The sequence below is a fragment of the Pseudogulbenkiania sp. MAI-1 genome, assembly GCF_000527175.1.
Taxonomy (GTDB): domain Bacteria; phylum Pseudomonadota; class Gammaproteobacteria; order Burkholderiales; family Chromobacteriaceae; genus Pseudogulbenkiania.
Genome location: NZ_AZUR01000001.1, coordinates 1021036 through 1034390, shown reverse-complemented (window position 1 = coordinate 1034390; position 13355 = coordinate 1021036). Strand labels below are relative to the sequence as shown.

At 66.8% G+C, this 13355-nt stretch carries 10 protein-coding genes; 5 read left to right on the top strand and 5 right to left on the bottom strand.

The window, feature by feature from the left end; genetic code table 11:
* Positions 1-140: 140 nt before the first annotated feature.
* Positions 141-1997 (bottom strand): dihydroxy-acid dehydratase, encoded by a 1857-nt coding sequence (gene ilvD, locus PSEMAI1_RS0104755; RefSeq protein ID WP_024301762.1) that lies wholly within the window; start codon positions 1995-1997, stop codon positions 141-143.
* A gap of 202 nt (positions 1998-2199) precedes the next feature.
* Between ilvD and lgt the strand changes: the two genes are divergently transcribed.
* The 5 genes from lgt (at position 2200) to PSEMAI1_RS0104730 (ending at position 7253) form a co-directional block, all read left to right on the top strand.
* Complete coding sequence (gene lgt / locus PSEMAI1_RS0104750; RefSeq protein WP_024301761.1) at positions 2200-3051, top strand: prolipoprotein diacylglyceryl transferase; 852 nt, start codon at positions 2200-2202, stop codon at positions 3049-3051.
* A gap of 126 nt (positions 3052-3177) precedes the next feature.
* Complete coding sequence (locus tag PSEMAI1_RS0104745; RefSeq protein ID WP_024301760.1) at positions 3178-4026, top strand: putative selenate ABC transporter substrate-binding protein; 849 nt, start codon at positions 3178-3180, stop codon at positions 4024-4026.
* Positions 4023-4826, top strand: a complete 804-nt coding sequence (locus PSEMAI1_RS0104740; protein ID WP_024301759.1) for a phosphonate ABC transporter ATP-binding protein — start codon at positions 4023-4025, stop codon at positions 4824-4826. Before PSEMAI1_RS0104745 ends, PSEMAI1_RS0104740 begins: the two co-directional genes overlap by 4 nt.
* Positions 4820-6412, top strand: coding sequence for an ABC transporter permease (locus tag PSEMAI1_RS0104735; protein WP_024301758.1), 1593 nt, complete (start codon positions 4820-4822; stop codon positions 6410-6412). Before PSEMAI1_RS0104740 ends, PSEMAI1_RS0104735 begins: the two co-directional genes overlap by 7 nt.
* A 73-nt stretch (positions 6413-6485) precedes the next feature.
* Entirely contained in the window at positions 6486-7253 is a 768-nt protein-coding gene (locus PSEMAI1_RS0104730) for a 3',5'-cyclic-nucleotide phosphodiesterase (protein WP_024301757.1), read from the top strand.
* 20 nt (positions 7254-7273) lie between these two features.
* Here the strand turns inward: PSEMAI1_RS0104730 and PSEMAI1_RS0104725 are convergent, their stop codons facing one another.
* The 4 genes from PSEMAI1_RS0104725 to phoU form a co-directional block, all read right to left on the bottom strand.
* The gene (locus PSEMAI1_RS0104725) at positions 7274-9628 is read right to left on the bottom strand and encodes a heavy metal translocating P-type ATPase (protein WP_029770500.1); all 2355 of its coding nucleotides are present in this window, start codon (positions 9626-9628) and stop codon (positions 7274-7276) included.
* Between the two features lie 325 nt (positions 9629-9953).
* The gene (gene corA / locus PSEMAI1_RS0104720; protein ID WP_024301756.1) at positions 9954-11030 is read right to left on the bottom strand and encodes a magnesium/cobalt transporter CorA; all 1077 of its coding nucleotides are present in this window, start codon (positions 11028-11030) and stop codon (positions 9954-9956) included.
* Positions 11027-12493: an exopolyphosphatase gene (gene ppx / locus PSEMAI1_RS0104715; protein WP_024301755.1), complete on the bottom strand. Its 1467-nt coding sequence runs from the start codon at positions 12491-12493 to the stop codon at positions 11027-11029. Before ppx ends, corA begins: the two co-directional genes overlap by 4 nt.
* Before the next feature lie 114 nt (positions 12494-12607).
* Positions 12608-13312: a phosphate signaling complex protein PhoU gene (phoU, locus tag PSEMAI1_RS0104710; RefSeq protein ID WP_024301754.1), complete on the bottom strand. Its 705-nt coding sequence runs from the start codon at positions 13310-13312 to the stop codon at positions 12608-12610.
* Positions 13313-13355 lie beyond the last annotated feature (43 nt).

Genomic DNA, 13355 nt, shown 5'->3' with positions numbered 1-13355 from the left:
AGCGCCAGCGCTTTCGATCGAGCCGAAAACAAAACGGCAGCTCATGCGAGCTGCCGTTTTTGCGGTCAAGCGGCCCCGCCGTATGCCACAGGACGGCAGGACTGGGGGAATCGCCCCGCCTTGCGGGGCATCCGCCCGACTTACTTGCGCTCCACCTGCGACACGTCGCGCACCGCGCCGGTGTCGGCGGAAGTGGTCATCGCGGCGTAGGCGCGCAGGGCGGCGCTGACGACGCGCTGACGGTCCAGCGGCTTCCAGGCGTCCTTGCCGCGTGCTTCCATCCTGGCGCGGCGCTGCGCCAGCTCCTCATCGGATACGGCGAGGCGGATGGTGCGGTTCGGGATGTCGATTTCCAGCGTATCTCCCTCTTCCGCCAGGCCGATGGCGCCGCCTTCGGCCGCTTCCGGCGAAACATGGCCAATAGACAGACCCGAGGTGCCGCCGGAGAAGCGGCCGTCGGTCAGCAGGGCGCATTCCTTGCCCAGGCCCTTGGACTTCAGGTAGCTGGTCGGATAGAGCATTTCCTGCATGCCCGGGCCGCCTTTCGGGCCTTCGTAGCGGATCAGCACCACGTCGCCGGCGACAATCTGGTCGGCCAGGATGCCTTCCACCGCCGCGTCCTGGCTTTCGAAGATGCGCACGCGGCCGGTGAACTTGAGGATGGAGTCGTCCACCCCGGCGGTCTTGACGATGCAACCACGCTCGGCGATGTTGCCGTACAACACGGCAAGGCCGCCGTCCTGGCTATAGGCGTGTTCCTTGTCGCGGATGCAGCCTTCGACGCGGTCGTCGTCCAGCGTCGGGTAGCGCATGCTCTGGCTGAAGGCGATGGTGGTGGCCACGCCGCCCGGTGCGGCGCGGTAGAAGCGATGCGCCTCGCTGTCCGGGCCGTTGCGGCGGATATCCCAGGCTTCCAGGGCTTCGCCCAGCGTCTTGCTGTGCACGGTGGGCACGTCGCGGTGGATCAGGCCGGCGCGGTCGAGCTCGGCCAGGATGGCGACCACGCCGCCGGCGCGGTGCACGTCTTCCATGTGGTATTTCTGGGTGGCCGGGGCCACCTTGGACAGGCAGGGCACACCGCGCGAGATGCGGTCGATGTCGGCCATCTTGAAGTCGACGCCGGCTTCATTGGCGGCCGCCAGCAGGTGCAGCACGGTGTTGGTGGAGCCGCCCATGGCCACGTCGAGACTCATGGCGTTCTCGAACGCCTGCTTGGAGCCGATGGAGCGCGGCAGCACCGAGGCGTCTTCCTGCTCGTAGTAGCGGCGCGCCAGATCGACGATCAGGCGACCGGCCTTGAGGAACAGCTCCTTGCGGTCGGCGTGCGTGGCGACCAGCGAGCCGTTGCCCGGCAGGGAGAGGCCCAGCGCCTCGGTCAGGCAGTTCATGGAGTTGGCCGTGAACATGCCGGAACAGGAGCCGCAGGTCGGGCAGGCGGAGCGTTCGATCGCCGCCACTTCTTCATCCGACACGTTGGGGTTGGCCGCTTCGACCATGGCGTCAACCAGGTCGAGGCCGCGCGTCACGCCGCGCCAGTTAACCTTGCCGGCTTCCATCGGCCCGCCGGAGACGAACACCACCGGGATGTTCAGGCGCATCGCGGCCATCAGCATGCCCGGGGTGATCTTGTCGCAGTTGGAGATGCACACCAGCGCGTCGGCGCAGTGGGCGTTGACCATGTATTCGACGCTGTCGGCGATCAGGTCGCGCGAGGGCAGCGAGTACAGCATGCCGCCGTGGCCCATGGCGATGCCGTCGTCGACCGCAATGGTGTTGAACTCCTTGGCGACGCCGCCGGCCTTTTCGATTTCCCGCGCCACCAGCTGGCCCATGTTCTGCAGGTGCACGTGGCCCGGCACGAACTGGGTGAAGGAGTTGGCGATGGCGATGATCGGCTTGCCGAAATCGTCGTCTTTCATGCCGGTGGCACGCCAGAGGGCGCGGGCACCCGCCATGTTGCGGCCGGAAGTCGAGGTCTTGGAGCGGTATTGGGGCATTACGAATCCTTCAGTCTCAATCGGTAGCGGAAAGCTGCTGCGCCAAGGGCGCCGGCAGCGGGTAGCCGCGGCGCGCTCCGGGCATCGGGTGCCGGGATGCCGGAGAGCCGCGTGGGCTGCCTTGCTTGCAGCGCGACGCGGGGGAACGCTTTCCGTATAATTTCGTCATCACTCTTTTACCGCAAACGCACAGCGCTGACAAATGTTCATTCATCCCCAGTTCGACCCGGTGGCCATCCAGCTTGGCCCGCTCGCCGTCCATTGGTACGGCCTGATGTACCTCGTGGGTTTCCTGCTGTTCATCGGGCTCGGCAACCTTCGCTTGAAACAGGGCCATGCGTTCCTGACGCCCAAACTGCTGGATGACCTGCTGATGTACGGGGTATTGGGGGTGGTGCTGGGCGGCCGGTTGGGCTACATCCTGTTCTACAAGCCGGGCGAGTACCTGGCCAACCCGCTCGCCATCTTCAAGGTGTGGGAAGGCGGCATGTCGTTCCACGGCGGCTTCCTCGGGGTACTGGTCGGCATGTGGTGGTTCGCCCGCCGCCACCAGCGCAGCTTCTGGGAAGTGACCGACTTCATCGCGCCGCTGGTGCCGCTGGGGCTGGCGGCCGGGCGCATAGGCAACTTCATCAACGGCGAGCTGTGGGGACGCGTGACCAGCCCGACCGCCCCGTGGGCGACGCTGTTCCCGCAGGCACGGCAGGACGACCTGCTGCAGGCGCAGGGCAATCCGGAATGGGCCAACTGGCTGCTGCAATACGGTGCCCTGCCGCGCCACCCCTCTCAGCTCTACCAGTTTGCCCTGGAGGGACTGACGCTGTTCGTCATCCTGTGGTGGTTCTCCGGCAGGCAGCGTCCAACTGGCCAGGTGTCCGCGCTGTTCCTGTTGGGCTATGGCGCGTTCCGCTTCATCGCCGAGTTCGCGCGCGAGCCGGATGACTTCCTGGGCCTGCTAGCCATGAGCCTGAGTATGGGCCAGTGGCTCAGCCTGCCGATGATCGTGCTAGGAGCCGTGCTGTTTGTCTGGTTCGGCCGGCGCGAATCGCGTTAAAATTATCCATTAAAGAGTGGTTCGCCACTCGGCGGCCTTTCGCCCGCCACCCACGGCCAGTCGGCAAGACTGGCCTTTTTTGATGCCTGCGGCCTTTTGCCCGCATGACAAGAAGAGATTTGCCCGATGAAAGCCATCAAGCTTGCACTGGCTGGCGCCCTGCTGGCCGTTTCCGCTATTGCTTCCGCCGAGGAAGCCGTCCTCAAGGTCTCGGCCATTCCCGACGAGGCTCCGACCGAACTGCAGCGCAAGTTCGCCCCGCTCGGCGCCTACCTGGAAAAGGAACTGGGCATAAAGGTGCAGTTTGTGCCGGTCACCGACTACGCCGCCGTGGTCACCGCGCTGACCTCGGACAAGATCGACATGGCCTGGCTCGGCGGCTTCACCTTCGTGCAGGCCAGCCAGCGCGGCAAGGTGGTGCCGCTGGTACAGCGCGAGGAAGACAGCAAGTTCACCTCGAAGTACATCGCCAACGCCGAGGCCGGCATCAACTCGCTGAAGGATCTCAAGGGCAAGAGCTTCGCCTTCGGCTCGGCCTCGTCCACCTCGGGCCACCTGATGCCGCGCTATTTCCTGCAGAAACAGGGCATCAAACCTGAAGGCTTCTTCAAGAACGTGGCCTACTCTGGCGCGCATGACGCCACTGTGGCCTGGGTGGCTTCGGGTAAGGTCGAGGGCGGCGTGCTCAACGCCTCGGTATGGGACAAGCTGGTGGAAGCCGGCAAGGTCGACCCGGCCAAGGTGAAGCTGATCGGCACCACCCCGTCCTATTACGACTACAACTGGACCGTGCGCGGCAACCTCGACGCCAAGCTGCAGCAGAAGATCACTAAGGCCTTCCTCAAGCTCGATCCGAAAAACCCGGAACAGCAGGCCATCCTGGAACTGCAGCGCGCCAGCAAGTTCATCCCGACCAAGGCGGCCAACTACAAGGGCATCGAGGCGGCAGCCAAGGAAGCGGGCCTGCTGAAGTGAGCCTCACGTTCGAGCACGTCGGCCTGAGCCTGGGCGGCGTGCAGATCCTGAGCGACATCAGCCTGGCGCTGGCCGACGGCGAGCAGGCGGCGCTGATCGGCCCGTCCGGCGCTGGCAAGTCGTCGCTGTTGCTGCTGGCCAACACCGTGTACCGGCCCAGCCAGGGCACGGTAAGCGTGCTGGGCCGCGACCCCTGGCGCTGCACGCGACGCGAGCTTCAGCGTCTGCAGGCCGACATCGGTAAGGTCTACCAGGCCGCCCCGCTGCCGCCGCGCCAGCGCGTGGTGAATGCGGTGGCCGCCGGCAGGCTGGGCCGCCAGGGGACGCTGGCCTCGTTGCTGTCGCTGTTGCGGCCACACGACGCCGCCGGCGTGAGCCAGGCGCTGCAGCGGGTCGATCTGGCCGACAAGCTGTGGGCGCGCTGCGACCAGTTGTCTGGCGGGCAGCGCCAGCGCGTCGGCATCGCCCGCGCGCTGTACCAGGCGCCACGGCTGCTGCTGGCGGACGAGCCGGTGTCGGCACTCGACCCGCGCCTGGCCGAGGAGACGGTCAAACGTCTTACCGACGACGCCCGCGCGCGCCGCGCCACCTTGCTGATGAGCCTGCATTCGGTCGACCTGGCACTGGCCTATTTCCCGCGCCTGATCGGCCTGCGCGATGGCCGCATCGTGTTCGACCTGCCACGCGCCGAGGTGCATCCCGGGCTGATCGAGGCGCTGTACGCCGGTGAAACCTTGGCCGGCAACGACACCGGGCCGGTGGAAGCCGAGCCCGGCTTCCCGCGGGGCGTGCGATGCTGAGCCATCCACGCGACCCGGCGCTGCTGCCGCGCCTGCTGTGGAGCGGGCTGCTGCTGTTGCTGCTCGCCCCTACCCTGCCGCTGACGGGCTTCGATCCGCTGGCCTTATTCGACGGCGCCACGCTGAAGACCCTGGGCGGCTTCGTCGCGGGCTTTCTGCCGCCGGCCAGCAACGCGGTCTTTCTCGGCGAAGTGCTGCGCGCCAGCATCACCACGCTGGCGGTGGCCACCGCGGGGCTGGCGCTGGCGATGCTGGTCGGCCTGCCGCTGGCCTTCGCCACCACGCGCGCGCTGGATCGGCATGCGCTGACCGGCGCGGCGCCGTCACGCGGGGCCGAAGCGGGCAAATCGCTGCTGCGCGGTGTGATGGTGCTGTTGCGCGGCGTGCCGGAAATCGTCTGGGCGCTGCTGTTCGTGCGGGCCGCCGGGCTCGGGTCGCTACCGGCGGTGCTGGCGCTGGGACTGGCCTACGGCGGCATGCTGGGCAAGGTGTACGCCGAGATATTGGAATCGCAACCGCGCGGCACCGCGCGGGCACTGCGCGCCGCCGGTGCCGGACGTGCACAGGTGCTCGGCTACGCGCTGCTGCCGCAGGCGCTGCCGGAACTGGTGAGTTATAGCGTGTACCGCTGGGAATGCGCGATCCGCGCCTCGGCGGTGATGGGTTTCGTCGGAGCCGGCGGCATCGGGCAGTTGCTCGACACCTCGATCAAGATGATGAACGGCGGCGAGGTCAGCACCTTGCTGCTGGTCTTCCTGCTGATGGTGCTGGCTACCGAGGGCGTCAGCCGGCTGTCTCGCCGGCTGCTGGAGAGCCGACAGGGCGGCGCCGTGCTGGCGGCGACCGCACTACTGGCCGCCATGGCCAGCGTCGCCTGGCTGCTACCGGCGTGGCACGAAGCGGGTTTCGACGGCGGCAGCCTGCTGCGTTTCGCCGGCGAGTTCCTGCCGCCGGACACCAGCCCTACCCTGCTCGCCGACATCGGCCGCGGCGCGCTGGAGACCTTGGCGATGGCACTGCTGGGCACCGCGCTGGCGTTTGTCGGCGCCGCCCTGTTGGCGCTGCCGGCCTCCGGCCGACTTGGCCGCCCCTTGAAAACGCTGGCACGACTGCTGCTCAATCTGCTGCGCGGCATCCCCGACCTGCTGTGGGCCTCGCTGGCGGTGCTGGCGGTCGGTCTGGGACCGGCGGCCGGGGTGCTAGCACTGGCCTTGCACACCAGCGGCGTGCTGGGGCGGCTGTTCGCCGAAACGCTGGAGAACGCCCCGCCCGCCCCGGAGCAGGCCTTGCGCGCGCTCGGCGCTGGCCGCCTCGGCGCCTTCTGCTACGGCCTGCTGCCCGAGGTATGGGCACAGTGGCTGGCCTACGCGCTGTATCGCGGCGAGAACAATATCCGCGCGGCCTCGGTACTCGGCATCGTCGGCGCAGGGGGACTGGGGCAGCAGCTCTACCTGGCATTGTCGCTGTTCCAGCTGCCGACGGCGGCCAGCCTGATCCTGGCCATGCTGCTGCTGTCGTGGCTGCTGGAACAGCTGAGCCGGCTGCTGCGCCAGCGGCTGGAGGCGGCGGTGGGACAGGCGGCCTGAGCGGCGAGATGGGTTAGAGGATGGCCGGCGCGTCGACTACAATCGGGACTGCACTTCCTGTTGGAGCACGGCGATGCGAGTCACCATCCTGGGCGCCTCCAGCGGCATCGGCCGCCCGGCCCACACCACCAGCTTTCTCCTCGACGACAACACGCTGATCGATTGCGGCACCGGCGTCGGCTCGCTGGAAGTCGCCCAGTTGCTGCGCATCGAGCGCGTGCTGCTGACGCACAGCCATCTCGACCACTGCGGTTTCCTGCCGCTGCTGGCCGACGTGCATGCCGGCCACAACGGCCCCGGCATCACCGTACACAGCCAGCAGGCGACGCTCAACGCCGTCAAGCAGCACCTGTTCAACGGCGTGATCTGGCCCGATTACACCACCACCCCCAGCGCCGAAGCACCCTACGTCCGGCTGCAGCCGCTCGAGGTGGGCGACACCGTCGCGCTGTCCGGCGGCATGGCCACGGCCTTGCCGGCCGCGCACAGCATCCCTGCCATCGGCTGGCTGATCGAAGGTGAGTGGCGCGCACTGGCGTTCAGCGGCGACACCGGCCCCTGCCCGGCGTTCTGGCAATGGATCTCCCAGGTGCCGTCGCTATCCGACGTGTTGTGCGAGATCACCTACGACGACGATCACCTGGAGCAGGCGCGCCGCTACGGCCACATGGCGCCGTCGCTGCTGGCGCCGCTGCTCGACCCGCTGCCGCCGGCGGCGCATCTGTGGGTCAGCCATCTCGACCCTGGCGAGGAGCCGCGCATGATGCAGCACATCCGCGCCATCCTGCCGCCGCACCTGCTGGTCGAGCAGCTCAAGGCCGGCGTGACGATGGAGCTGTAGACACGCCTTCTCCCTCCAGCTCAGCGCCAGCGCCGCAGCAGCAGCGAATTACTCACCACCGACACCGAACTGGCCGCCATCGCCGCCCCAGCGATTACCGGGTTGAGCCAGCCCAGTGCCGCCAGCGGGATGCCGAGTACGTTGTAGATAAAGGCGAAGAACAGGTTCTGGCGAATCTTGCGCAGGGTCACGCGCGACAGCCGGATGGCGTCGGCGGCATGCCGCATGTCGCCCTGGCGCAGCGTCACGTCGGCGGTTTCGATCGCCACGTCCGAGCCCGCGCCCATGGCGAAGCCGACGTCGGCCGCCGCCAGTGCGGGGGCGTCGTTGACGCCGTCGCCGACCATGCCGACCTTGTAGCCGGCCTGCTGCAGCTCGGTCACCGCCGCCGCCTTGTCCTGCGGCTTCACCTCGGCGCGGAATTCGGTGATGCCTACGGCGGCGGCGATGCTGGCGGCGGTGGCCGCCTTGTCGCCGGTCAGCATCACCACCCTCACGCCGAGCCGGCGCAAGCTGGCGACCGCCTCGGTCGAACCGGGCCGCAGCCTGTCGGCGATGGCCAACAGCCCCATCAGCTCGCCCTCCCGACCCAGCGCGATCACGGTCTTGCCCTCGGCGTAGAAGGCGTTGGCCGCTTCTGGCAGGGTGTCGCTCAACCAGTCGGGCACGCCGACGCGCAGACGGCCGTACCCCTCGACCTCGGCCTCGACCCCGCGCCCGACCTCGGCGCGGAAGCCCTGCACCGGCAAGCGCGCCAGCCCCTGTTCCTCGGCGAAGCTCAATACCGCACGCGCCAGCGGGTGCTCCGAGCCGGCTTCGAGGCTGGCCGCCAGCTGCAGCAGGGTGTCGCGCGGCACCGTCAGCGGCAGCACGTCGGTCACCACCGGCCGGCCTTCGGTCAGGGTGCCGGTCTTGTCCACCACCAGCGCCGTCAACCGCCCCGCCGTCTCCAGCGCGGCCGCGTTGCGGAACAGAATGCCGCGCCGCGCGCCGTTGCCGATGCCCACCATTACCGCCGTCGGCGTCGCCAGCCCCAGCGCGCAGGGGCAGGCGATCACCAGCACCGCCACGGCATGGATCAGCGCGCGCACCCAATCACCCGTCAACCAGCCGGTGGCGAGCAGCGTCACGACGCTGATTACCACCACCGCCGGCACGAACACACCGGAGATCACGTCGGCCAGGCGCTGGATCGGCGCCTTCGAGCCCTGCGCCTCGGACACCAGCCGCACGATGTCGGCCAGTTGGGTCCGGCTGCCGACGCCGGTGGCGCGCACCGTGAGCGTGCCGTCCTGGTTCTGGGTGCCGGCATATACCGCATCGCCCACGCTCTTGGACACCGGCAGGCTCTCGCCGGTGAGCATGCTCTCGTCGACGGCGGCATGGCCGGCGATCACCTCGCCGTCCACCGCGATGCGCTCGCCGTGGCGCACCAGCACCACATCGCCCGGCTGCAGCTGCGCCACCGGCACTTCCATCAACTGACCCGCGTTCTCTATCCAGGCGGTTTTGGGCGCCAGCTTGATCAGTTCCTCGATGGCGCCCGAGGTCTTGCCCTTGGCGCGCGCCTCGAGCAACTTGCCCAGCAGCACCAGCGTGATGACCGCCGCGCCGGCTTCGAAATACACGTGCTGGTCGTGCCAGCCTGCCAGCGTCACCACCGCTGACAGCAGATAAGCCATGCTGGTGCCCAGCGCCACCAGCACGTCCATGTTGGCGCCGCCGCTGCGCAGCACGTGCCAGCTGCCCTTGTAGAAACGCCAGCCGGCCAGGAATTGCACCGGCGTGGCCAGCGCCAGTTGCAGCCAGCGCGGCAATACGCCATGCGCGTCCCCGCCCAGCATGGCGGTCATTTCCCACAGCAAGGGCGCGGTCAGCAGCGCGGCGAACCAGAACCAGCGCAGTTCCTTGAGATAAGCCTGGCGGTGCTTCTCGGCCAGGGTGTCGGCCCCCTCCGTGGCCCGAGGTGTCGCACTGTAGCCGGCTTTCTGCACCGCCGCGACGGCCGTCTCCAGCGCCACCGCTCCCGCCGGAAAATGCAGGATGGCGGTTTCGCTGGCGAAATTGACGCTGGCGCGCACACTGGGCAGGCGGTTCAGCACCTTTTCGATGCGCGCGGCGCAGGCGGCGCAGGTCATGCCGCCGATATCCAGCTCCAGCCGCTCCTCGGGTACGCGGTAGCCGCTCTGATGGATGCGCTCGACCAGTTGCTGCGGCGTCTGCTGCTGCGAATCGAACGCCACCCGGGCGGTTTCGCTGGCGAAGTTAACCTGCGCCTCGACGCCGTCGAGGCGGTTGAGCACCTTCTCGATGCGGCTGGCGCAGGCGGCGCAGGTCATGCCTTCAATCGGCAGGGTCAGCTCGGTGCGACTCATCACTCGCTCCTTTATTATTGGGTCACCCTCATTATATACCCCAATAGGGTATATGAAAGCAAGCGAAATCTCCGCCATGCGCGCAATTGTTGGCAAACTCTCTCGAGCGTAGCGAGGCTCCCTTGCAGGGCAAGGGCGGACTGCATGCCAATCTATCGCAGAGATTGGCTCAGCGAAGAATTGGGAATAGATGGGCAGGCTGCGGAATCAAATACTGAGGTGGAGAGGCCCGGCTTTGCCGGGTCCTGTAAAAACGCATTGAAGCACTTCGTTAGCAGCCTGAGGCCCTGTATCGACAGGGCCTCGTTGTACGATCAGGCGTTGGTCACAGCCACTTGCGGCGCCAGAACACGAAGTACAGCGCCGCCCCCAGAGCCACCATCAGAGCCAGGATGATGAAATAGCCGTAGCGCCAGTGCAGTTCCGGCATGTTCTCGAAATTCATACCGTAGATGCCGGCGATCAGAGTCAGCGGCATGAAGATCATCGACAGGGCGGTCAGCACCCGCATCTGCAGGTTGAGGCGGTTGGACTGGGTGGAGAGGTAGAGGTCGAGCATATCGCCGACCAGTTCGCGCGACATCTCCAGCGATTCGATCACGTGCACGGTATGGTCGTAGGCATCGCGCAGGTAGACCCGTGTTTCTGGCTGGAAAAACGCGTAGTCGCCCCGGCTCAACGCCCCCAGCACTTCGCGCACCGGCAGGATGGAGCGGCGCAGCCGCAGGCAGTCGTGCTTGAGGCGCTGGATGCGCCGCAGGATGCTGGCGTCGCGCCCGACCAGGAGCTGGCTGTCGGTCTGCTCGACGTACTCGGTGAACTGGCCCAGCACGCCGAAGTAGTCGTCCACCACGGCGTCGAGCAGCGAATAGGCGAGGTAATCGGCCCCGCGCGAGCGGATCAACCCGCGTGCGGAGCGGAGCCGTTCGCGCACCGGCTCGAACACGCCGAGTGGGCGCGACTGGAAGCTCAACACGAAGTGGCGCCCCACCACCAGGTAGATCTGGTCGTGCCGAAGCCGCCCGCCATTGCCCTCGCCGGGAAACTGGAACACCCGGCAGGCGATGAACAGGTAATCGCCGTAATCCTCGATCTTGGGGCGCTGGCGGGAGTTGAGGATATCTTCCAGCACCAGCGGGTGCAGGTCGAAGCGCTCGCCAATGGCGCGCATCACCGCCGGCTCGTGCAGGCCGTAGACGTTGAGCCACAGCACCGGCTCGCTGGGCTGATAGGCCAGCCCCTCCTGCAGCGAGGCGAAGGTGGTTTCGCGCAAGGACAACGGCCCGTACTCCACCAGGGTGATGCGGGGCTCGTCCAGCTTGGGTTCGCCGACCGCCAGCAGCGTGCCGGGGGCTTCCCCCAGCGTCGGCACCCTCGTCTTCAACCCTTCATGGCGTTTCATGCGCGCACGATATCAAGCGTGAAACCGATGTTGTCCCACTGCTTGACCTCCTGCTTGAAGGCGCTGGCGGTGAGCGGGTTGGCGGCGAGCCAGGCCTTGTCCAGGGTCAGGGCGAAGCCGCGCGGGGTCTGGCGCAACTCCAGCACTTCGGGCAGGACGATATCGTTGCGACTGCGGTAGAACAGCACCGCCAGCCGCAGCGCCACCATCGCCCGCCAGTGTCCCGGCTCGGACAGCAGCGACACCATCTTGCCCATGTCGCCGCGCTGCCCCAGCACGATGCTGGCCAGCGTGGCCTGCTCGCGCTTGGAGAAGCCCGGCATGTCGGCATTCTGCAGGATGTAGGCGGAATGCTTGTGATAGGCGGTATGGGCGATGGTGAGACCGATTTCGTGCAGGCGCGCGGCCCACTGCAGGCGCTTCAGGGCATCCGGATCGCAGTCGTCGCCACACAGCATGCGGCACAGCCGTTCCGCCAGCGCCGTCACGCGTTGCGACTGCGCCAGATCGACGTGATAGCGGCGCTTGAACTGGGCCACGGTGGTGTCGCGCATGTCCTTCTCCCGGTGCCGCCCCAACAGGTCGTAGAGCACGCCGTCGCGCAGCGCGCCTTCGGCGACGATCATCTTGTCGATCGCCAGTTCCTCGAAAATGGCGATCATGATCGAGAGCCCGCCGGCGATGACCGGCACCCGGTCGGCCTTGAGGCCGTTCAGGTTGACGTATTTGAGGTTGCCGAAACGGATCAGTTCATTCTTGAGCCGTTCCATACCCGGCAGGGTGATGTCGGCGGCGGAGTAGTCGTTGATTTCCAACGCGTCGCGCAAGGCGCGGGCGGTGCCGGAGGTGCCCACCGCCAGTTGCCATTCTTCCGGACGGTATTCGTGGACGATGCGCTGCACTTCGGCGCGCGCCGCCATGATGGCATCCTGGAAATTGGAACGGTTGAGCTTGCCGTCGGCGAAGAAGCGCCGGCTGTAGCTGACGCAGCCCAGCGGCAGGCTTTCGGTCACCAGCGCGCGGAACTGGCTGCCAATGATGAATTCGGTCGAGCCGCCGCCGATGTCCACCACCAGCCGGCGCTCGCGGGTGGCCGGCAAGGAGTGGGCGGCGCCGATATAGATCAGGCGCGCTTCTTCGCGCCCGGCGATGATTTCAATCGGGAAACCGAGCAGCGCCTCGGCGCGCTCGATGAAGGCGGGGGCATTCTTGGCGACGCGCAGGGTATTGGTGCCGACCACGCGCACCTGCTTGGAATTGAGGCCGCGCAAGCGCTCGCCGAAGCGCGCGAGACAAGCCAGCGCCCGCTCCTGGGTATCGTCGTCGAGGAATTTGTCGTCGGTCAGGCCGGCGCCGAGGCGCACCGTGTCTTTGAGGGTATCGAGGGTATAGAGTTGGTCTTCCACCACGCGGGAGACCTGCAGACGGAAACTGTTGGACCCCAGATCGACCGTGGCGAGCACATCATGGGGGGGCGTTGGACTGGTCAAAATCACCCCTTCTCTTGTTTGAGTTGGACATAAAAATGGCGGTAACCGGAATGTTACCGCCATTGGCGCTGCAACGTCACGAGCGCATCAACTCGCCTGGGTCTCGCGCTTGATCTCTTCCAGCGTGGTATGGCGGATATCCTTGCCCTTGACCAGGTAGACCACGTACTCGGAGATGTTCTTGGCGTGATCGCCAATGCGCTCGATCGCCTTGGCGATGAACAGCGTGTCGATCGACATGCTGATGGTGCGCGGGTCTTCCATCATGAAGGTGATCAGCTGGCGCAGCTCGGCCGAGAACTCCTCGTCCAGGATCAGGTCTTCCTCGGCCAGTTCCAGCGCGGCGGTGGCGTCGAGCCGGGCGAAGGCGTCCAGCGCGCGGCGCAGCATGGCCAGCGCCACGTCGGCCATCTTGCGCACCTCGCGGAAACGCGGCAGCTGGTAGCGCTCCGACTGGTGAATGATCTTGCCCTGGCGGGCGATCTTCTGCGCTTCGTCGCCGATACGCTCCAGATCGGTGATGGTCTTGATCACGGTGATCACCATGCGCAGGTCGCTGGCGGCCGGCTGGCGGCGCGCGATGATGTGCTGGCAATCGTCGTCGATGGCGACTTCCAGCGCGTTGACCAGTGCGTCGTCGGCCACCACCTTTTCGAGCCGTTCGATATCGGCCGCCATCAACGCATCAACGGCAGACTGGATCTGTTGTTCGACCATGCCGCCCATCTGCAGCACGCGGGTACGGATGGTTTCCAGTTCAATGTCAAACTGCTTGGAGGTATGTTCAGCCATGACTCTCTCGTACGAATAGCGGTAACGCTACAGGATAAGCTCT